The organism is Methylobacterium hispanicum, from assembly GCF_022179285.1.
GTDB lineage: Bacteria > Pseudomonadota > Alphaproteobacteria > Rhizobiales > Beijerinckiaceae > Methylobacterium > Methylobacterium hispanicum.
Genome location: NZ_BPQO01000036.1, coordinates 43,607 through 62,065 on the forward strand (window position 1 = coordinate 43,607; position 18,459 = coordinate 62,065).

Genomic DNA, 18,459 nt, shown 5'->3' on the forward strand with positions numbered 1-18,459 from the left:
CCACCCCGAGCTTGAAAGTAGACCATGAAGCGCCTGACGACTCTCGCCCTGATCGTCGGTCTGTGCACGGTCGTCGGTCTGCTCTGGTCCTACGGACCGGAGGACGTGGCCGCCGCCGTGGTCGCGGCCGGCTGGGGCGCGGCGCTCGTGGTGCTGGCGCGCGTGGTCGCGGTCGCCTGGGCCGGGTTCGGCTGGTACGCCGTGTTCCCGCAAGACGGCCGCCCGTCGCTCCGCGACTGCATCAACATCCGCTTCATCCGCGAGGGCATCAACACCCTGCTGCCGGTGGCCACGGTGGGCGGCGATTTCGTGGGCGCGCGCCTGCTGACCAAGCGCGGCGTCACCGGGGGGCTGGCCGGCGCCAGCATGTTCGTGGACCTGATGACCCAGGCCGCGACCCAGTTCCTGTTCACCGTGATGGGGCTCGGCCTGCTGGTCGCCCTCGTCGGAGACGGGCCCGTCGCCCGCACCGTGGCGGGCGGCCTCGCGGTGGCAGCCCCCGCGCTCGCCGCCTTCTACCTGATCCAGCGCCGGGCCGGGCACCGGGTCGTCCAGGGCCTGCTCACCCGCTTCGCCTCGGGCCGCGAGTGGCGCGCGCTCGGCGCCGTCGACGTGCTCTACGACAACCTGCGCCGGCTCTACGCTGCCCCGCGCCAGGTCGGGTCGGGGCTCGCGGTGCATCTCGCGGGCTGGATCATCGGCTCCCTCGAGGTCTGGGTCTGCCTGCACTTCATGGGCTACCCGGTGAGCTTCGCGGAGGCAATCGTGATCGAGAGCCTCGCCCAGGCCGTGCGCGGCGCCGCCTTCGCGGTCCCGGGCGCGCTCGGCGCCCAGGAGGGCGGCCTGATCGCGCTCTGCGCCCTGTTCGGCATCCCGGCGGAGGCCGCGCTCGCGCTCTCGCTGATCAAGCGCGTCGCCGACCTGCTCTGCGGCGTGCCGGGCCTCGTGCAGTGGCACCGGGAGGAGCGTCGTTCCCGGGAGGAGCCCGCGGCCGACGAGCGGCGCGGGCGTGAACTCGGACGCCGGCTCGGGCCGGTCCTGCAGCCGGCGACGCTCGGCCCCTTCTACAGCTACGCTCCGCCCCGCATGCCCGCCAGCCGGCTCCCCGAGGCCGAGGGAGACCTGAAGAAGTGCGCCTGATCCGCTCGGTCCTGCTCGCGCTGGCGCTCGCCGCCGCGCCGGCCGCGCAGGCCGCGGACGATCCCGCGCTCGCGACGGTGAAGACGCTCTACGGCAGCTTCGATGCGGCCGTGAAGGCCGGCGCCGGCACGCTGCAGCAGCGCCTCGACGCGGTTGGCCCCGCGATGGAGCGGAGCTTCGACTTCCCCGCCATGGTGCGCCTCGCGGTCGGCCCGCAATGGGCGTCGTTCACGCCCGAGCAGCAGGCTGCGTTGACCGAGGCCTTCCGGCGCAACTTCGTGACGACCTACGCCAACCGCCTGAAGCAGGCGGCCGGCGGCAGGTTCGAGGTGCTGGGCAGCGAGCGGCGCGGGGCGGGCAGCCTCGTGCAGACCAAGGTCACCACGCCCGACAACGACGCGTCGCAGATCGACTTCGTCACCAATGCCGAGGGCAAGGTGACGGACGTGTTGCTCAACGGCAACGTGAGTGAGGTCGCGTCGCAGCGATCCGTCTTCAATCCGCCCCTGAAGGCTGGCGGCGCGGACGGTTTGCTGAAATTCCTGCGTCAGCGCACCGAAAACATGCTCTCGGCCAAACCGACGCCTTGAACGGCGCGCACCGTCCAATCCCGCCGCGGACCGGGCGGCCGATCCCCGCGACAGAGCGCACTTGATGGACCTGACCTGGCTCTCGCCGATCTTCCTGCTGCTCGCGGTGGTCGGTTGCGTGTACGGACTGACGTCCGCGTGGCTCGGCGGCCGCTTCGCCGCCAAGCCCGCGCCGCGCCTTCCCGAGGGCGCGGCCAGGCCCTCCGTGACGATCCTGAAGCCGCTCTGCGGCCTGGAGCCCAACCTCTACCAGAATCTCGAGACCTTCTGCCGGCAGGACTATCCCGGCCCCGTACAGGTCGTCTTCGGCGTGCAGAACGCGGCAGATCCGGCGATCGGCGTGGTCGAGCGGCTGCGCGAGGCCCATCCGGACCTGCGCATCGACCTCGTGATCGACGCGCGCCAGCACGGCTCGAACCGCAAGGTCTCGAACCTCATCAACATGGCCGAACACGTCGCGCACGCGGTGATCGTGCTCGCCGACAGCGACATGGTGGTGGCGCCCGACTACCTGGAGCGCGTGGTCGCCGAGCTGTCCCAGCCGGGCGTCACCGGCGTGACCTGCCTCTACCACGGCGTCCCGGCCAACCGCGGGGTCTACGCCCACCTGTCCGCGCTCGCCATCGACGTGCAGTTCCTGCCCAACGTCCTGATGGGCACCGGCCTCGGCCTCGCCAAGCCCTGCTTCGGCTCGACCATCGCCTTCACGGCCGAATCGCTCAGCCGAATCGGCGGCTTCCAGCGCATCCGGAACGACCTCGCCGACGATTATGAGCTGGGCGAGGCGCTGCGCGGCCTCGGCGGGCGGATCGCGATCCCGAACTTCTCGATCGGGCACACTTGCGTCGATACCGAGATCCCCGGTCTCTGGCGGCATGAGCTGCGCTGGAATCGCACCATCCGCAACGTCGATCCTGCGGGCTACGCCGGCTCCGTCGTCACGCACGCCTTCCCGCTGGCTCTCATCGGCGCGCTGCTCCCGGGCGCGGGCTCCGGGGCGCTCGCGGTGGCGGCGCTCGCGCTCGCCTGCCGCGTCCTGCTCTGCATCCGCCTGGAGCGGGCCTTCGGCCTCCAGCCCCACCCCTACTGGCTGTTGCCGATCCGCGACATCCTCTCCTTCATGAACTTCTCCTGGGGCTTCGTCTCGGGGGCGGTGACATGGAAAGGTCACGATTATCGGGTGGTTGCGGACGGCACGCTGATCCCGGAAGCGCAACTCAGCAAGGATGCTGAGGCGCCGACCGCCTGATCTTCACGCCGATCCTCGAATTCTCGTCATCCGGCACTGCACTGAGGCCTTGAACCCCATGCGCACGCTCTTTCTCCAGGCCCCCACCTTCGACGGGTTCGACGGCGGCGCCGGCTCCCGCTACCAGGCCAAGCGCGAGATCAAGTCGTTCTGGTACCCGACCTGGCTGGCCCAGCCGGCCGCCCTGGTGCCGAACTCTAAGCTGATCGACGCGCCGCCGCACAACATCAAGCTCGACGAGATCGTGGCCCAGGCCAACGACTTCGACCTCGTGGTGCTGCACACCTCGGTCCCGTCCTTCAAGTCGGACGTGAAGACCATCGAGGCCCTGAAGGCGGCCAACCCGCGGCTGATCGCCGGCCTGATCGGCGCCAAGGTGGCGGTGGACGCCGCCGGCGCCATGGAACAGGCCCCGGTGGTCGATTTCTGCGCCCGCAACGAGTTCGACTTCACCGTCAAGGAAGTCGCCGACGGCGTGCCGATGGCCGAGATCAAGGGCCTGTCCTACCGCAACGCCGACGGTGTCGTGATCCACAACGAGGATCGCGAGATCATGACGGACATGGACCAGCTGCCGTTCGTGACCTCCGTGTACAAGCGCGACCTCGAGATGGAGAAGTACTTCATCGGGTATCTGAAGCACCCCTACATCTCGTTCTATTCCGGCCGGGGCTGCAAGAGCCGCTGCACGTTCTGCCTCTGGCCGCAGACGGTCGGCGGCCACACCTACCGCACCCGCTCGGTCGCGCACGTGATCGAGGAGATCAAGTACTGCCTGAAGGAGTTCCCCCAGACCAAGGAGTTCTTCTTCGACGATGACACCTTCACGGATAACCTGCCCCGCGCCGAGGAGATCGCCCGCGAGCTCGGCAAGCTCGGCGTCACGTGGTCGTGCAACGCGAAGGCGAACGTGCCGCGCGAGACCCTGAAGGTGCTCAAGGACAACGGCCTGCGCCTGCTACTGGTCGGCTACGAGTCCGGCAACCAGAAGATCCTGAACAACATCAAGAAGGGCATGCGCGTCGAGGTGGCGGAGCGGTTCACCAAGGATTGCCACGACCTCGGCATCGCCATCCACGGCACCTTCATCGTCGGCCTGCCGGGCGAGACCAAGGAGACGATCCAGGAGACGATCGCCTTCGCCAAGCGCATCAACCCGCACACCATCCAGGTCTCGCTGGCCGCGCCCTATCCGGGCACCTTCCTCTACAAGCAGGCGGTCGAGAACGGCTGGCTCGACGTGGAGAACGCCGAGCTCGTCGATGAGAACGGCGTGCAGATCGCGCCGCTGCACTACCCCCACCTCTCGCATACTGAGATCTTCTCGGCGGTCGAGGAGTTCTACAAGAAGTTCTACTTCCGGGCGCCGAAGATCGCCTCCATCGTCAGCGAGATGGTCCGCTCGCCCGACATGATGAAGCGGCGGCTCCGCGAGGGCGTCGAGTTCTGGCACTTCCTCCGGGAGCGCAAGGCCGCCGCCTGAGGCAGGTCGTCCGATCGAATCGAGAGAGGCCGGGCGCGAGCCCGGCCTTTCCCGTTTCCAGGGCTCCGCCCTGGACCCCGCGAGAGGGCTCGGCCTCTCGACACCCGTGACGCGAGAGTGCCCGTGAAGCGACTGGTCGTCACCGCCGACGATTTCGGCCTGAGTCTCGAAGTCAACGAGGCCGTCGAGCAGGCCCATCGCGACGGCATCCTCACGGCCGCGAGCCTGATGGTCTCCGCGCCCGGCGCCGCCGACGCGGTCGCGCGGGCGCGGCGCCTTCCCTCGCTGCGGGTCGGGCTGCACCTCGTCCTGGTCGAGGCCTGGCCGACGCTGCCGGCATCCGAACTGCCCGACCTCACGGACGGCGATGGGCTGATGCGCCGCGACATGGAGCGCCTCGGCCTCGACCTCGCGCTGAGACCCGCCGCCCGGCGCCAGCTCGCAGTCGAGATCCGGGCGCAGTTCGAGGCCTACCGCGCGACGGGCCTGCCGCTCGACCACGTCAACGCCCACAAGCACTTCCACATCCACCCGTTGATCGCCGGCCTCGTGCTGCGGATCGGGCGGGACTACGGGATGCGGGCGATTCGGGTACCGCGCGAGCCGCGCGAGATCCTGCGCCGGGCCGAGCCCGGCTTCCGGCCGCGGGCAGCGCTCGACACCGCACCCTGGGCGGCGCTCCTGGCGGTGCGGGCCCGGCAGGCGAGCCTCCTCGTCCCCGACCGGACGCTCGGCCTTGCCTGGTCGGGTGCGATGAGGCCGCACCGGGTGGCGGCACTCCTCGACGCCCTGCCGGACGGCCTGACGGAGCTCTACACGCACCCGGCGACGGCCGGCGGCTTCGCCGGTGAGGCGCCCGGCTACGCCTACGCAGCCGAGCGCGACGCGCTCGTCGATCCGCGCGCCCGCGCCGCGGTGGAACGGGCGGGCGCGGTGCTGGGCGGCTTCTCCGATTTCTAGGGTCGGCAGCACGGGGCCGCCCGGCGTGCCCGATCTTCGCGCGACGCCCGGCCGTTGATCGGACGGTTCGACAGGGGCTAACGCTCGGGAGATCCGGGCCTAGAGCGTGGCGCATGTCGAGAAAGCTGGTCTTCGTCAAAGGGCTCCGCCTCGGGCGGCTCGGTTCGGCCTATCTGCGCTGCGACCAGCTCTGCGCCATCGTGGCGCGGTCCGGGCTTCTCGACGCGGACGACCTCGGCGTCACGGATCGGCCCGAGCGGGCCCGGGACAGCCTGCTGGTGGTCAACAAGAGCTACCTGATGGAGAACGGTGCTGCGGCCCTCGGCCAGCTGCGCCGGAACGGGAACGTCGTCGCGATCGACCCCGTCGACCTGAAGATCGCGCCGGGCGCCCGCATCGACGCGGACCTCCTGATCGCCAGCTCGCGGATGCAGGAAACGTTCTTCCGCGAGCATTTTCCCAGCCGCCCGACGGTCTACGTTCCGCACCATGCCGACCTGAGGCTGCCGGCCCCGGGCGAGCCGCCGAGGCAGTTCGGGACCGGGTATTTCGGCGCGCTCTACAACGCGCCCTTCATGGAGGACCTCGTTGCGGCCGGCCTGTGCACGTTCCACAAGGCCGACGATCCGGCCGAGACAGGATGGATGCAGGAGGTCCCGCGCTACGCCTGCCACTACGCCGCGCGCAGCTGGCAAGGCTTCGACGGGTTCAAGCCATTCACGAAGGGCATCATCGCGGCACGCTGCGGCGCGGTCGTCGTCGTCGATCGCAACCCCGAAGCGATCGCGGCCCTGGGTGCGGATTACCCCTTCTACATCGATGATCCGTCCCTGCCCGGAATCCACGACGCCCTGGAGCGTGTCCGGTCGGCCTTCGGCTCCGACCCGTGGGATGCGGCTCGGGATGCCATGACGCGGCTTGCGGCGTCCGTCTCCGAGGCGGCGGTGGCCGAATCCGTCATCCGCCTGCGCCGCCACGCCGGTGGCTGATACGGCCGGCGGGTGATGCCGTCCGATGGCGGATCCCCCGGTCCCCGCGCAGGGGGGCGGAGGATCTCCGGCCCTCGCCGAGCCCCGGACGGAGCCGCCTACTTCGCCGACACGGCCTCGGCCTTGCGCGCGATCAACGGGTCCTTGCCGGCGGCGTCGCCCTCGGGGCGGTCCGCGTCGGGCTGCACCGGGGGCGGCCCCAGGAAGGCCGGCACCACGAAGAAGGCCGCCACCAGGGTGAAGAACAGGGACAGCGCCAGAAGCTTGCCCATGCTCGCCGTGCCCGGATGGCTCGACAGCACGAGCGAGCCGAAGGCCGTGCCGGTGGTGAGCGCGGAGAAGAAGATCGCGCGCGTCAGGCTCGAGGCCAGCATGTCGGTGACACCCGCCCGCCACGCGATCACGTAGTAGATGTGGAAGGCGACGCCCACCGCGAGCATCAGCGGCAGAGCGATGATGTTGGCGAAGTTCAACGGCATGCCGACGACGTAGAGCGCCATCAGGGTCCACAGGGTTGCGAGAACCAGCGGGCCGAGCGTCATCGCCACGTCCCAGGGTTTGCGCAGGGCGACCGAAAGGATGATAAAGATCAGCACGAAGGCTGTGACGCCCGCCTGAACGAAGGCGCCGAGGATCGTGTAGCTCGACGCGGTCGTGGCGACCGGCGCGCCGGTGGCGTGCGGTGCCACGGTGCGCACCTCGTTGGCGAAGTTGCGCAGCACCTCGTCGTCGTTCGAGTTGCCCTTCGGGTGCAGCTCGATGCGGGCGCGCCCGTCGGCGGCCACCCACTCGGCCTTGAGCTGGGGCGGCAGGTTGTCGAGCGTGACCTTCTCGGGGTGGATCAGGCTGCGCAGCCGCGTCAGCAGCGGGTTCAGGTTCGCCGTGAGGGCGACCGAAGCGGCCTCACGCGTCGCGACCGGCGCCGCCGCGACCTTGTCGAGCGTGCCCGCGAGCTGTCCGGCCGCCTTGCCGCCGGGGCTGTCGTTGGCGATGCCGTTGAGCGCGGCGGCCGCGTCCTTCAGCGCCTTCACGTTGTCGGCATCGGTCGGCGGCGGCGGGCGGCGGGCCGGGTTCAGCACCGGATCCAGCAACTCGGCCGTCTCGGCGATCGTGGCGAGCTTCTTGTCCTGGTCGCGCGGCACGAAGGTGTCGATGCTGTTGGCGCTCGACACGGCGGACAGGGCGGTGAGCTTCTTGGTCAGCTCCGGCACGGCATCGACGCTCGGCGCCAGCACGTCGATCACGTTGGGGCTGGTGGCCGGGTCCTTGATCAGGTCGAGGTAGGTGGCGATCGACTCGACCTTCGGGCTGCGCAGGTGCATCGGGTTCGAGTCGAAGGGCAGCTTCCACAGCAGCGGCGTGCCCGCGAGCGTGATCAGGCCGACCGCGATCAGGATGCCCTTGCGGTGCGCGATGATCCACGGGTCGACGCCGGCGAGCCACGTCGTCTCGACGGCCTCCTTCTCGCCGCGCGGCTTGAACACCGCGATCAGCGCGGGCAGCAGCGTCAGCGCGAACAGATAGGCCACGACCATGCCGGCGCCGGCGATCAGGCCGAGCTCCGACACGCCCCGGAAGGCGGTGGGCAGGAAGGCGAAGAAGCCGGCGATCAGCGAGACGGCCGCCAGCGTCAGGGACCAGCCGACCCCGCGCGTTGCGGCGCGGATGGCGGCCTCCAGCGTCGGCTGCTCGTAGCGGTCGGCCCGATAGCGCACCGCGAACTGGATGCCGAAGTCGATGCCCAGCCCGACGAAGAGCGCCGCGAAGGCCACCGAGATCGGGTTCAGCTCGCCGACCATCAGGAGGCCGAGCGCGGCGGTGACGATGAGGCCCGCGAAGGTCGTGATGATCACCGCGACCACGAGCGGCGCCGAGCGCAGCGCCAGCCAGAGGAACAGCACGATCGCACCGACCGTGACAGCGTTGTTCAGGAAGGCGTCGTCGGAGAGCGTCGCGAACTCGTCGTCGGCGACCGCCACCGGGCCGGTCAGCCGCATGGTCAGGCCGTACTCGGGCGCGATCTTCAGATCCTTGGCGACGTTCCGGATCAGCTTGGTCGCGTGGTAGCCGGGCTGCAGCGCGTTGAAGTCCAGCACCGGCTGGATCATCACGAACTTGCGCAGGTCCGTGGTCCGCGTCTCCCCGCCCGAGAGCAGCATCTGCCAGGAGAGGCGGGCGGGCTCGCCCTTCAGCACCCGCTGGAGCGTCGCATCGATCTGCCCCATGGGCTTCTCGAGATCCTCCAGCTTGGCGTCGCCGCTCTTCACGCCGCGGGCGCCGAGGGTGAGGACGCGCATCACGCCGCGCAGGGACGGGTCGGCTGCGAGCGGCCCGAGCAGGCCCTGCTGCTGCACCAGCTGCTCGGTCGTCTTCTCCAGTTCCTGCTGCGACATCAGCAGGAAGCCGTTCTTGTCGTAGAAGGGGCCGCCGTCCGGCCGGTACACGGTCTCGATGAGGTTCTTGTGGACGGCGAGCGCCTGGACCAGAGCCGTCGCGGCCTGCTCGGCCTGCTCGGGGGTCTGCCCGTCGATGACGGCGACCACCGTGTTGGTCCGCTGCGGGAACGCCTTCTCGTAGGCGATCTCGTCCTGGCGCCAGGGCTCCTTCGGATCGATCAGCCGCTCGACATCCGTGTTGATCCGGAACAGGTGGGCGGCCAGTCCGGCACTTGCCGCGGTCAGGACCGCGATCAGCGCGAGGACGACCCAGCGGTGCCGGACGGAGGACGCGACGAGACGTTCGATCACGAGTATCCTACCTGCCTGGGACCTGCACCGCACCGCTCGCGCGGGCACGTCCCTCCACATGACGGGCAGCCCGGCACGGCGCGTCACCGCCCGCCAGGCTATCAACTGCTACGGTTCGAGACGCCTGAACCGCGCCCGATGTTCCCGGACATCGCGGGCGACCCTGCGACGCGACCGGATCCGGAGCGCGGCGCTTCGGCCGGCTTGCGGACGGAGCGAGCCTGCGCCACGATCGCAGGCTCAGTAATCGGCCCCAGCCCCGAATGCAAACCAGTCGGGCGCGGGTTTGCCTCGTCGCGGTCATCCGTGCGATAGCGCACGGCACTGCGCGGAAGCCGGGTTCACGAGCGCACCCTCGTCCTAATCCCGACGCAATCCCCGGTTCAGTCGGGGCGGAGCGCCGAGGCGGGGATCTCCGCGGTGCGGGGCCGGAGTGCCGGCATCTGTGGCCGCTTTGCTTCAACCTCGAAAACATCGCGGCCCGGGGCGGCCGAAGGGTCTCTTTGAGACCGGTTCCAGGCTAGATCGCTGGAACTGAGGAATTTTTCGCGTTAAAGAGCCCCCGACCCCGGGGCCAACGACACAGGAGCCGCATCTTGGGAATCCCCCTCCGGTACGTCGCGAAGATCGGCGGCTACATCCTCAAGCAGCACCTCACGGGCCGCAAGCGCTACCCGCTGGTGATGATGATGGAGCCCCTGTTCCGCTGCAACCTCGCCTGCGCGGGCTGCGGCAAGATCGATTACCCGGACGAGATCCTGAACAAGCGCCTGCCCGTCGAGGAGGCGCTGGAATCGGTGCGCGAGTGCGGCGCCCCCGTGGTGGTGATCGCCGGCGGTGAGCCGCTCCTCCACAAGGATCTGCCGAAGATCGTCGAGGGCATCATCGCCCAGAAGAAATTCGCCATCGTCTGCACGAACGCGCTGCTCCTCGAGAAGAAGATCAAGGAGTACAAGCCGAGCCCGTACTTCACCTGGTCGATCCATCTCGATGGCGACAAGGAGATGCACGACCAGTCGGTCTGCCAGCGCGGCGTCTACGACAAGGCCGTGGCGGCGATCGCGAAGGCCAAGGAGATGGGCTTCCGCGTCACCATCAACTGCACCTTCTTCAACAATTCGTCGGCCGACAAGATCGCCGACTTCTTCGACTCGGTGACCCGCATGGGCATCGACGGCATTACGGTCTCGCCGGGCTACGCCTACGAGCGCGCGCCCGACCAGCAGCACTTCCTCAACCGCAAGGCCACGAAGGACCTGTTCCGCGGCGTGTTCCGGCACGGCAAGGAGAAGGGCCGCGAGAAGTGGACCTTCCAGCAGTCGGGCCTGTTCCTCGACTTCCTGGCCGGCAACCAGACCTACCACTGCACGCCGTGGGGCAACCCGACCCGCACCGTGTTCGGCTGGCAGAAGCCCTGCTACCTGCTTGGCGAGGGCTACGCGGCCACCTTCAAGGAGCTGATGGAGGAGACCGACTGGGACGCCTACGGCACCGGCAACTATGAGAAGTGCGCCGATTGCATGGTCCACTCGGGCTACGAGGCCTCCTCGGTCGTCGATTCGGTGCGCAAGCCCTGGAAGCCGGTGTTGCACGCGATCCGCGGCATCCGGACCGAGGGCGAGATGGCCCCCGAGGTCAGCCTCGAGAACCAGCGCCCGGCCGAGTTCGTGTTCTCGCGCAACGTCGCCCAGAAGCTCTCCGAGATCAAAGCCTCCGGCGTCGACACGAAGCAGGAAGCCCGCAAGCGCAGCGCCGCCTGAGCGGCGCGCATCGCCGAACGGACGAAACCCGCGGCCGGCACCGGTCGCGGGTTTTTTCATGCCTTGCAGAGGCGGGATCCTGAAGCGCTGGCGGCCCTGCGCGGGTGCTCGGGGCGCGGAGTCCTGTGTCCGGAAAAGCCGGATCAGGCGCCGCTCGGCAGCCCGAGCCCCGGCCCGAGCGCCCGGCGGCAGCGGGCCAGCGCGGCGAAGGCGGCAGAGGAGTCGCGCCCCAGCCGGATCAGGTCTCCGACCCGGGCCTTCCCGCGCAGCAGGGCGCCGAGCACGGCGCGGATGTCGGGATCGCCCTCCGGTGTCAGGGCAGCGGCCGCGAAGGCGGGCAGGGCCCGCTCGGCCGGGTCGCACACGACGCGTAGCGCCGCGAAGGGCAGGCCGTGGCGACGCGCGAAGGCGGCGGCGACGTGCGATTCCATGTCCACGGCGGCGGCGGCGCTCGCCCTGTGCAGGTCGGCCTTCTCCGCGACGCTCAGCACCGCCGCGTCGGCGCCCGCGAGATCCGCCTGGACGAGGCGCGTGCCGGAGCCCGCGAGGGAGCGGGCGAGGGCGGCAACCAGGACGGGATCACACGCGAACCGTCCCGCCAGCGAGACGATTCCGGTCGCGACCACGACATCGCCCGGCCTCAGGGCCGGGTCGAGGCCACCTGCGATCCCGAAGCTGACGACGGCGCGGCAGGCCGGCACGGTCCGGGCGTCGAGGAGCCGTGTCAGGCGCTCGGGGTCGCCGCCCGCGCCGACCGCCTCGACGCCGGGGCCGGCGGCCAGACGGATCTCCTTGGCCAGGCCGCTGACCGTCAGGACGGGGAGGTTGGCCAAGGCGTGCGCCTCCGGTCGCCTGCTCCTCACATGCCGAACTGCACCTGCCGCGAGTTGCCGCGCTTCAGGTTGCGGTAGCGGGCCATGGCCCAGAGCGGAAAGAACTTCGGGTAGCCGTGGTAGCGCAGGTAGAACACCCGCGGGAACCCGGTCGCCGTGTAGCGCTCCTCGTTCCAGAAGCCGTCCGACCCTTGCGTCCGCGTCAGGAAGTTGATGCCGCGCGCGACCGCCGGATCCTCGCACGCGCCCGCCGCCATCAGGGCGAGCAGGGCCCAGGCGGTCTGGGAGGCGGTGGACGAGCCTGGCTCGAAGGCCGGGTCGATCTTGTAGCTCGAGGCGTCCTCGCCCCAGCCGCCATCCGGGTTCTGGATGCGGATGAGCCAAGCGACCGCCTTGCGGATCTCGGCGCTCTGCGGATCGACACCGGCCGCGTTCAGGGCGCAGAGCACCGACCACGTGCCGTAGATGAAGTTCATGCCCCAGCGGCCATACCAGGATCCGTCCGCTTCCTGATCGTTCAGGAGGTAGGTCACGCCGCGGTCGAGGGCCTTGGAGCTCTCGCGGGTCTCGCCGAGCTGCGAGAGCATCGAGACGACGCGGGCCGTCACGTCCGCGGTCGGCGGGTCGAGCAGCGCGCCGTGGTCCGAGAACGGGATGTGGTTGAGGTACATGTGGTTGTTGTCGGCGTCGAAGGCCGCCCAACCGCCGTCCTTCGACTGCAGCCCTTCGACCCACTCGCGGGCGCGGGCGATCGAGGCCTTGTAGTCGGGCATTCCGGCGACGAGCCCGTGCTGGCGCATGGCCCGGTCCATCGACATCACGACGACCGCCGTGTCGTCGAGATCGGGATAGTGCGCGTTGCCGTACTGGAAGGCCCAGCCGCCGGGGCGGACGTCGGGCTTGGCCGCGGCCCAGTCGCCCTTGATGTCGAGGATCTGGCGGGGCTTCAGCCAGTCGAGGCCGGCACGCGCCTGCGCCTCCGCCTCGGGGCCGCCGGCCTCCAGCAGCGCGTGGCTCGCCAGTGCCGTGTCCCAGACGGGCGACACGCAGGGCTGGACGTAGGCCTCGTGCGGCTTCTCGACGACGAGCTTCTCGATGGCGTCGCAGGCGATGCGGACCTGCGGATGATCGGGGCCGTAGCCCATCACCTCGTACATCAGGACCGAGTTGACCATCGCGGGGAAGATCGCGCCGAGCCCGTCCTCGCCGTTCAGGCGCTCGCTCACCCAGGCGCGCGCCTTCTCCATGGCGCGCTTGCGCGGCCCCTTGGGGAAATGGTTCTCGGTCTTCTGCAGGATGCGGTCGATGAAGCCGAAGATCGGCGTCCACGGCCAGGTCGCGTGGGGGCTGCCCGGCCAGGAGCGGACCGATTCGGGCGGCGTGACGAACAGCTCCTGCACGCCGATGCCACGCGGGTTGCGGGCGCGCGGCTTCGTGGCCTGGAGCACGAAGAGCGGCACCATCACGCAGCGGGCCCAGTAGCTCACCTTGTCGAGGTGGAACGGGAACCAGCGCGGCAGGAACATCACCTCCACGGGCATCGCCGGGACGGCGCGCCACGGCACCTCGCCGTAGAGGGCGAGCAGGAAGCGGGTGAAGACGTTGGCGTTGGCAGCCCCCCCGCGGGAGAGGATCGCCTCGCGGGCCCGGCGCATGTGCGGCGCCTCGATGTCGTCGCCGATCATCTTCAGCGCGAAATAGGCCTTCACGCTGGCACTCATGTCGAAGGGCCCCTCGTGGACGAGGGCCCAGCCGCCGTGCGGCCCCTGCGTGCGGCGCAGGTAGTTGCCGATCTTCGCCTCGAGGCCCGGGCGGGGATTCGTGGCACGGAACTGGTGATAGAGGACGTACTCGGACGGGATGGTCGCGTCGGCCTCGAGCTCGAAGCAGATATGGCCGTCGTCGTGGGCGAGATCCGTGAGCGCACGCGTCGCCTGCGCGATGCTCCGCTCGACGGCATCGAGGGTGATTCCCTGCGTCTTCGGGCGCTGCAGCGCCTCGATCTTGCTCACGGCCTCTCTCATCGTCCTCGCCTCTCGGACGCCCCCGCGGCCGTCTGGGCCTGCCGCGGGCGCGCTGCGTGTCTGACCAACCGAGACCGTAACGCGGCGGGACCGCAAACGGCTTCGGGGCGCGGAATCAAATCCCGCACCGAATTCTGTAGCCCTCGGCTTCTGCCTCAGGCCGCCCCGCGCGTGCGTGCTGCACCGCACGCAAGCGCCCGCGCCGCCGTGCGCCCGGAGCGGATGGCGCCCTCGATGGTCGAGGGCAGGCCCGTCGCGGTCCAGTCGCCCGCCAGCACGAGGTTGTCGTAGGCCGTCTCCGCCCGCGCGCGCCTGGCCGCCTCCGCGGGGGTGGCTGCGAAGGTGGCACGCTTCTCCTTTACGATCTGCCAGCTGGGCAGTTCCCGCGCAAGATTACCGAGCTGGGCGATCTCTCCCCAGATCTCGCGGGCGAGATCTTCGCGCGGCACGTCGAGGAGACGGTCGGCCCCGCTGATCGTGACCGAATACCGGTCCGGATAGGCGAAGAGCCACTCGGTCAACCCGTTCACCACGCCGAGGAAGAGCGGGCTGCCGGGCTTCGGAGCGAGCGCGAAATGGGCGTTGACGATCGAGCGGTATTCCCGCGGCGTCGGCAGGTCGGGCAGCAGCTCGGCCGCGACCCACGGGGGCAGGGCGAGGACGATCGAATCGTCCGGGCCGAGGACGCTCGGGCCGTCCGAGAAGTCCAGGCGGTCGACGCGCCCGCGGCCGAGGCCGAGCGCGCGCAAGCGGCGGCCGAAGCGGATCTCGCTCCCCTGCGCCTCGAGATAGCGGATCGCCGGATCGACCAGAGCCGCCGAGAGGCCGCCGACCGCAACGAGCGGCCGGCAGGCCTGTCCGCCCGCGCCCAGCGTCTCGCGCAGGATCTTCGCAGCGAGCCCGACATCGCTCTCGCGCGGGTCGGTGTTGAGGGCGGCCAGCAGCACCGGGTGCCAGAGCCGGTCGTAGAGCGGGCCCTCGCAGCGCATGTGGGCGCCGATCGTGCCACCCTGGCCGTCCCGCTGGCCGGCAGCCGCCATCAGGATGCCGAGCGGCGCGAGGTAGTCGCGGGCCCGCGTGCCCGGCACGCGCCGGTCGGGGCTCAGCACCCACCAGGGCAGGCGGCCGGCATTCGGGCGCAGCTGCCAGCGCTCGCCGGACTTCAGGTCGGCGAAGTCGAACACCGCCTCGTCCGGGCCGGAGAGCGCGTCGGCGGGGGCGCCGACCACGCGCAGGAAGTCGAGCGTGTCGGCGTTTCCGGACAGAAGCAGATGGTTGCCGTTGTCGATGGTCAGCCCGAGGGCCGGATCGTAGTACGAGCGGCAGCGCCCGCCCGCCTGCTTGGCGGCCTCGTGCAGCACGACGCGCTGGCCGCGCTGGACCAGCGCGACGGCGGCGGAGAGCCCGGCGAGGCCGGAGCCGACGACGTGGACGGTGCCCATCAGACGATCCCGTGCCGGAGCGCGACGCCGACCAGCGCGAGCTTCCCCGGCTTCACGCGGGCGCGCGGCGCGGCCCAGCCCCGCTTCAGCAACGCGACGAGATAGAGCCGGTAGGCGGCGGCCATCAGGCGCGCGGCCTTGGTGGCCCGGCGCGGGTTGCGGCGGATGATCTCCCAGGTCGCGCGGTAATGGCCCTCCGCCTCCTTGGCGAGCGCGGCACAGACCTCGCCGATGCGCGGATGGGCCATCGCGGCCTGGGGCGTCGGGTCGTCGAGGCCGATCGCGGCGAGCGGCTCGCGGGGCAGGTAGAGGCGGCCGCGCTCGGCGTCCTCGTCGATGTCGCGCAGGATGTTCGTGAGCTGCAGCGCGCGGCCCTGGTGCCAGGCGAGGCGGATCCCGTCCTCCTCCGGCATGCCGAAGATGCGCACCGAGAGGCGGCCGACCGCGCTGGCGACCCGGTCGCAGTAGAGGTCGAGGGTGGCGGCGTCGGGCGCCACGATGTCCGTGAAGGCGTCCATCGCCATGCCGTCGATCACGGCGTGGAAATCCGCGCGCTTGAGGTCGTACTGCTTCACCGGGCCGACGAGGTCGCGCACCCGCGCGGCCGGCCTGCCCGCGTAGAGCGCGTCGATGTCGGCGCGCCAGCGCTCCAGCTCGGCCGCGCGCACCTCGGCGGGACCGCCGTCGTCGGCGACGTCGTCCACCGCGCGGCAGAAGGCGTAGACGGCGTACATCGCCTCGCGCCGCTCCTTCGGGAGGAGCCGCATGGCGGTGTAGAAGGACGAGCCGGCGGCCGGCAGGGCAGGGGCCTCGGCAGCGGGCTGGGCGGTATCGACGGCGGCGGTCATGATCTCAGCTGTCTCTCAGGCCGCGGCGCGCGTGCGCCGGCCGCGGAACGGCCGGCGGGCCAGCGCGCCCGCGGCGGCGCCGAGCGCGGTCAGCGCGAAGGCGGCCTTGCCGTGGTGGACCTTCTCGGAGAGCGGGTCGCGAGCGAGCAGGCCGCGCGTCAGCAGCACGGCGAGGCGGTGGATCGCGGCGATCTCCATGGCGAGGCGGGTGTCGTCGATGAGGTCGGGCAGCGCCCGGCCCTCGTCGAGGAGGTCGAGCGTGCGCTGCGCGAGCTCCCGGATCACGGCGAGGAGCTGCGGCGTGGCCTTCTCGGCCCCCAGCATCGGCACGGTGGCGCCGTGCTTCCGCAGCGTCTCCTCCGGGATGTAGACCCGGTCGAGGTTGCGGAAATCCTTGCCGCAATCCTGCAGGTGGTTGAGCACCTGCAGCGCGGCGCAGATCGCGTCGGAGGCCGCGTAGACCCGGGCCGGATCCTCGCCGTGCACGTCGAGGACGTAGCGGCCGACCGGCATCGCCGAGTAGCGGCAGTAGTGGATCAGCTCGTCCCAATCCGCGTAGCGGTTCTTGCGCGCGTCCATCCGGAAGGCGTCGAGCAGTTCGAGCGCGTGCAGCGGCGGCAGCCCGCGCGCGGCGAGTTCCGCTTTCAGCGGCGCGGCCTCGGGGTCGCCCGGGCCGGCGCCGGTGAGGGCGTCGGCCAGCGCGTCGAGCATCGCAACCTTGCGCCCGGCGTCCAGCGCCTTGTGGTCTGCGATGTCGTCGCCCGCCCGCACGTAGTGGTAGAAGGCCAGGATCGCCGGGCGGTTCTTCGGATGGATCAGGTGCGAGGCGACGGGGAAGTTCTCGTCGCGGTGCCCCTTGCCGGAGCGGGTCGCGGTCGCGGTGTCGAGGGCGGCGCTCATCGCAGGTACCCCGCGCTCCGAAACCACCCGATCGCGTCCTCCAATCCCTGACGGTAGGGCCGGGCGGTGTAGCCGAGTTCCGAACGCGCCTTGGCGTCCGAGAAGAACATCCGGTAGCGCGACATGCGGATGGCGTCGATCGTGGCGAAGGGCTGCCTACCGGTGATGCGCGCCGCGAGTTCCGAGACGAAGGCGATCGGGTAGACGACGCCGCGCGGCAGGTTCACGGTCGGGGGCTTGCGGCCGACGATTTGGGCGATGTCGGCGAGCATCTGCGAGAGCAGCACGTTCTCGCCGCCCAGGATGTAGCGCTCGCCGACGCGGCCCTTGGCGAGAGCCAGCAGGTGGCCGGCCGCCACGTCGTCCACGTGCGCGAGGTTGAGGCCGGTATCGACGAAGGCCGGCATCTTGCCCAGCGCCGCCTCCTGAATGATCCGGCCCGTCGGCGTCGGCTTGACGTCGCGGGGGCCGATCGGGGTCGAGGGGTTCACGATGACGGCTGGCAGGCCGTCGTTCTCCACCATCTCCTCGACCACGCGCTCGGCCACGACCTTGCTGCGCTTGTAGGCGCCGATCGCGGTCTCGGGCGTCAGCGGCATGGTCTCGTCGGAGGGCGTGACCCCGTCGGCCGGCGGGCGGATCGTGGCGACGCTCGAGGTATAGACCACCCGCTCGACGCCCGCGTCGAGGGCCGCGCGCATCATCACGCGGGTGCCGTCGCGGTTCGTCCGGACGATCTCTTCCTTGTCGGGCGCCCAGAGCCGATAGTCGGCCGCGGCGTGCACGAGGTAGCGCTGGCCCCGCATCGCCTGGGCCACGGCGGCCGGATCGCGCATGTCGCCCTCGGCGATCTCGACGTCGGTCCAGGTGAGGTTCCGGCGCGGGCTCGTGGCACGCACGAGGATGCGGACGGGAAAGCCCGCCGCCCGGAACACATCGACGAGGGCCGGGCCGAGGAAGCCGCTCGCGCCGGTGATCAGCACGGGGCCGGGTTCGGAGGGGCCGGTCTGGGTCGCCTCTGCCATCACGCTCGTATCGTCACGAAAGCGCGGTGCGGGCGAATCGGCCCATCGTGCTGCACCGCGGTGCGGGCGCTTGTGTCATCGAATGCCGCGGGGAACAAGCGGGGCCGGCGGACCGGCCCGCGCGCGTCTCAGGTACAGGACCGATCAGGCAAGGCGCAGGCGCGAGCGGCCGTCCTGGCGCTCGGGCAGGACCTCGTTGACCTTGGCGACGATGGCGGCGGCGTCGAGCCCGGCTTCCGCGTACATCCGGTCCGGGGTGTCGTGGTCCTGGTAGGCGTCCGGCAGCGTCATCGTGCGCACCCGGACCCGCATCGCGTCGAGCACGCCCCGCTCCGACAGCAGGTGCAGAACCATCGCCCCGAAGCCCCCGCGCGAGCCCTCCTCCAGCGTGATCAGAACCTCGTGGCTCGCCGCCAGATCCAGGATCATGCCCTCGTCCAGCGGCTTGGCGAAGCGCGCATCCGCAACC

At 70.6% G+C, this 18,459-nt stretch carries 15 protein-coding genes; 7 read left to right on the forward strand and 8 right to left on the reverse strand.

Annotation, left to right across the window (positions count from 1 at the left end; all coding sequences use genetic code 11):
- Positions 1 to 24 precede the first annotated feature (24 nt).
- From MFF56_RS28030 to MFF56_RS28055, 6 genes are all read left to right on the forward strand, one after another.
- Positions 25 to 1,140 carry a flippase-like domain-containing protein gene (locus MFF56_RS28030; RefSeq protein ID WP_066922270.1) on the forward strand — a complete coding sequence of 372 codons (1,116 nt, stop codon included), beginning with the start codon at positions 25 to 27 and terminating at the stop codon, positions 1,138 to 1,140.
- Positions 1,131 to 1,730 (forward strand): MlaC/ttg2D family ABC transporter substrate-binding protein, encoded by a 600-nt coding sequence (locus MFF56_RS28035; protein WP_066922272.1) that lies wholly within the window; start codon positions 1,131 to 1,133, stop codon positions 1,728 to 1,730. The genes MFF56_RS28030 and MFF56_RS28035 overlap by 10 nt, the downstream gene beginning before the upstream one ends.
- A gap of 64 nt (positions 1,731 to 1,794) precedes the next feature.
- Positions 1,795 to 2,979 carry a bacteriohopanetetrol glucosamine biosynthesis glycosyltransferase HpnI gene (hpnI, locus tag MFF56_RS28040; RefSeq protein ID WP_066922274.1) on the forward strand — a complete coding sequence of 395 codons (1,185 nt, stop codon included), beginning with the start codon at positions 1,795 to 1,797 and terminating at the stop codon, positions 2,977 to 2,979.
- 58 nt (positions 2,980 to 3,037) lie between these two features.
- Positions 3,038 to 4,462: a hopanoid biosynthesis associated radical SAM protein HpnJ gene (gene hpnJ, locus MFF56_RS28045; RefSeq protein ID WP_066922276.1), complete on the forward strand. Its 1,425-nt coding sequence runs from the start codon at positions 3,038 to 3,040 to the stop codon at positions 4,460 to 4,462.
- A gap of 123 nt (positions 4,463 to 4,585) precedes the next feature.
- Complete coding sequence (gene hpnK / locus MFF56_RS28050) at positions 4,586 to 5,422, forward strand: hopanoid biosynthesis-associated protein HpnK (protein WP_066922278.1); 837 nt, start codon at positions 4,586 to 4,588, stop codon at positions 5,420 to 5,422.
- Between the two features lie 113 nt (positions 5,423 to 5,535).
- A complete protein-coding gene (locus MFF56_RS28055; RefSeq protein WP_066922281.1) occupies positions 5,536 to 6,411 on the forward strand; it encodes a hypothetical protein in 876 nt (291 codons plus the stop codon).
- 98 nt (positions 6,412 to 6,509) lie between these two features.
- On the opposite strand, the gene MFF56_RS28060 is transcribed toward MFF56_RS28055, so the two are convergent.
- Complete coding sequence (locus MFF56_RS28060) at positions 6,510 to 9,158, reverse strand: MMPL family transporter (protein WP_066922282.1); 2,649 nt, start codon at positions 9,156 to 9,158, stop codon at positions 6,510 to 6,512.
- A gap of 596 nt (positions 9,159 to 9,754) precedes the next feature.
- On the opposite strand from MFF56_RS28060, the gene hpnH reads away from it, so the two are divergent.
- The gene (gene hpnH / locus MFF56_RS28065; protein WP_066922284.1) at positions 9,755 to 10,918 is read left to right on the forward strand and encodes an adenosyl-hopene transferase HpnH; all 1,164 of its coding nucleotides are present in this window, start codon (positions 9,755 to 9,757) and stop codon (positions 10,916 to 10,918) included.
- A 143-nt stretch (positions 10,919 to 11,061) separates the two neighbouring features.
- Here the strand turns inward: hpnH and MFF56_RS28070 are convergent, their stop codons facing one another.
- From MFF56_RS28070 to MFF56_RS28100, 7 genes are all read right to left on the reverse strand, one after another.
- Positions 11,062 to 11,751: a phosphorylase gene (locus tag MFF56_RS28070; protein ID WP_066922286.1), complete on the reverse strand. Its 690-nt coding sequence runs from the start codon at positions 11,749 to 11,751 to the stop codon at positions 11,062 to 11,064.
- A 26-nt stretch (positions 11,752 to 11,777) separates the two neighbouring features.
- Positions 11,778 to 13,775 (reverse strand): squalene--hopene cyclase, encoded by a 1,998-nt coding sequence (gene shc / locus MFF56_RS28075; RefSeq protein ID WP_066922288.1) that lies wholly within the window; start codon positions 13,773 to 13,775, stop codon positions 11,778 to 11,780.
- Between the two features lie 155 nt (positions 13,776 to 13,930).
- The gene (hpnE, locus tag MFF56_RS28080) at positions 13,931 to 15,220 is read right to left on the reverse strand and encodes a hydroxysqualene dehydroxylase HpnE (protein ID WP_066922290.1); all 1,290 of its coding nucleotides are present in this window, start codon (positions 15,218 to 15,220) and stop codon (positions 13,931 to 13,933) included.
- Complete coding sequence (hpnD, locus tag MFF56_RS28085) at positions 15,217 to 16,065, reverse strand: presqualene diphosphate synthase HpnD (protein ID WP_066922292.1); 849 nt, start codon at positions 16,063 to 16,065, stop codon at positions 15,217 to 15,219. The genes hpnE and hpnD overlap by 4 nt, the downstream gene beginning before the upstream one ends.
- A 15-nt stretch (positions 16,066 to 16,080) precedes the next feature.
- A complete protein-coding gene (hpnC, locus tag MFF56_RS28090; RefSeq protein ID WP_066922294.1) occupies positions 16,081 to 16,965 on the reverse strand; it encodes a squalene synthase HpnC in 885 nt (294 codons plus the stop codon).
- Positions 16,962 to 17,990, reverse strand: a complete 1,029-nt coding sequence (gene hpnA / locus MFF56_RS28095) for a hopanoid-associated sugar epimerase (RefSeq protein WP_066922295.1) — start codon at positions 17,988 to 17,990, stop codon at positions 16,962 to 16,964. Before hpnA ends, hpnC begins: the two co-directional genes overlap by 4 nt.
- 144 nt (positions 17,991 to 18,134) lie before the next feature.
- The coding region (locus tag MFF56_RS28100) for a transketolase C-terminal domain-containing protein (protein ID WP_283207447.1) at positions 18,135 to 18,459 on the reverse strand (325 nt) is incomplete at its 5' end.

Excerpts from the sequence above, each read along its gene's own strand:
- MFF56_RS28030 (WP_066922270.1), top strand. The coding sequence starts at position 25 with ATGAAGCGCCTGACGACTCTCGCCCTGATCGTCGGTCTGTGCACGGTC.
- hpnJ (WP_066922276.1), top strand. The coding sequence starts at position 3,038 with ATGCGCACGCTCTTTCTCCAGGCCCCCACCTTCGACGGGTTCGACGGC.
- shc (WP_066922288.1), bottom strand. The coding sequence starts at position 13,775 with ATGAGAGAGGCCGTGAGCAAGATCGAGGCGCTGCAGCGCCCGAAGACG.
- hpnC (WP_066922294.1), bottom strand. The coding sequence starts at position 16,965 with ATGAGCGCCGCCCTCGACACCGCGACCGCGACCCGCTCCGGCAAGGGG.
- hpnA (WP_066922295.1), bottom strand. The coding sequence starts at position 17,990 with ATGGCAGAGGCGACCCAGACCGGCCCCTCCGAACCCGGCCCCGTGCTG.
- MFF56_RS28055 (WP_066922281.1), top strand. The coding sequence starts at position 5,536 with ATGTCGAGAAAGCTGGTCTTCGTCAAAGGGCTCCGCCTCGGGCGGCTC.
- hpnI (WP_066922274.1), top strand. The coding sequence starts at position 1,795 with ATGGACCTGACCTGGCTCTCGCCGATCTTCCTGCTGCTCGCGGTGGTC.
- hpnD (WP_066922292.1), bottom strand. The coding sequence starts at position 16,065 with ATGACCGCCGCCGTCGATACCGCCCAGCCCGCTGCCGAGGCCCCTGCC.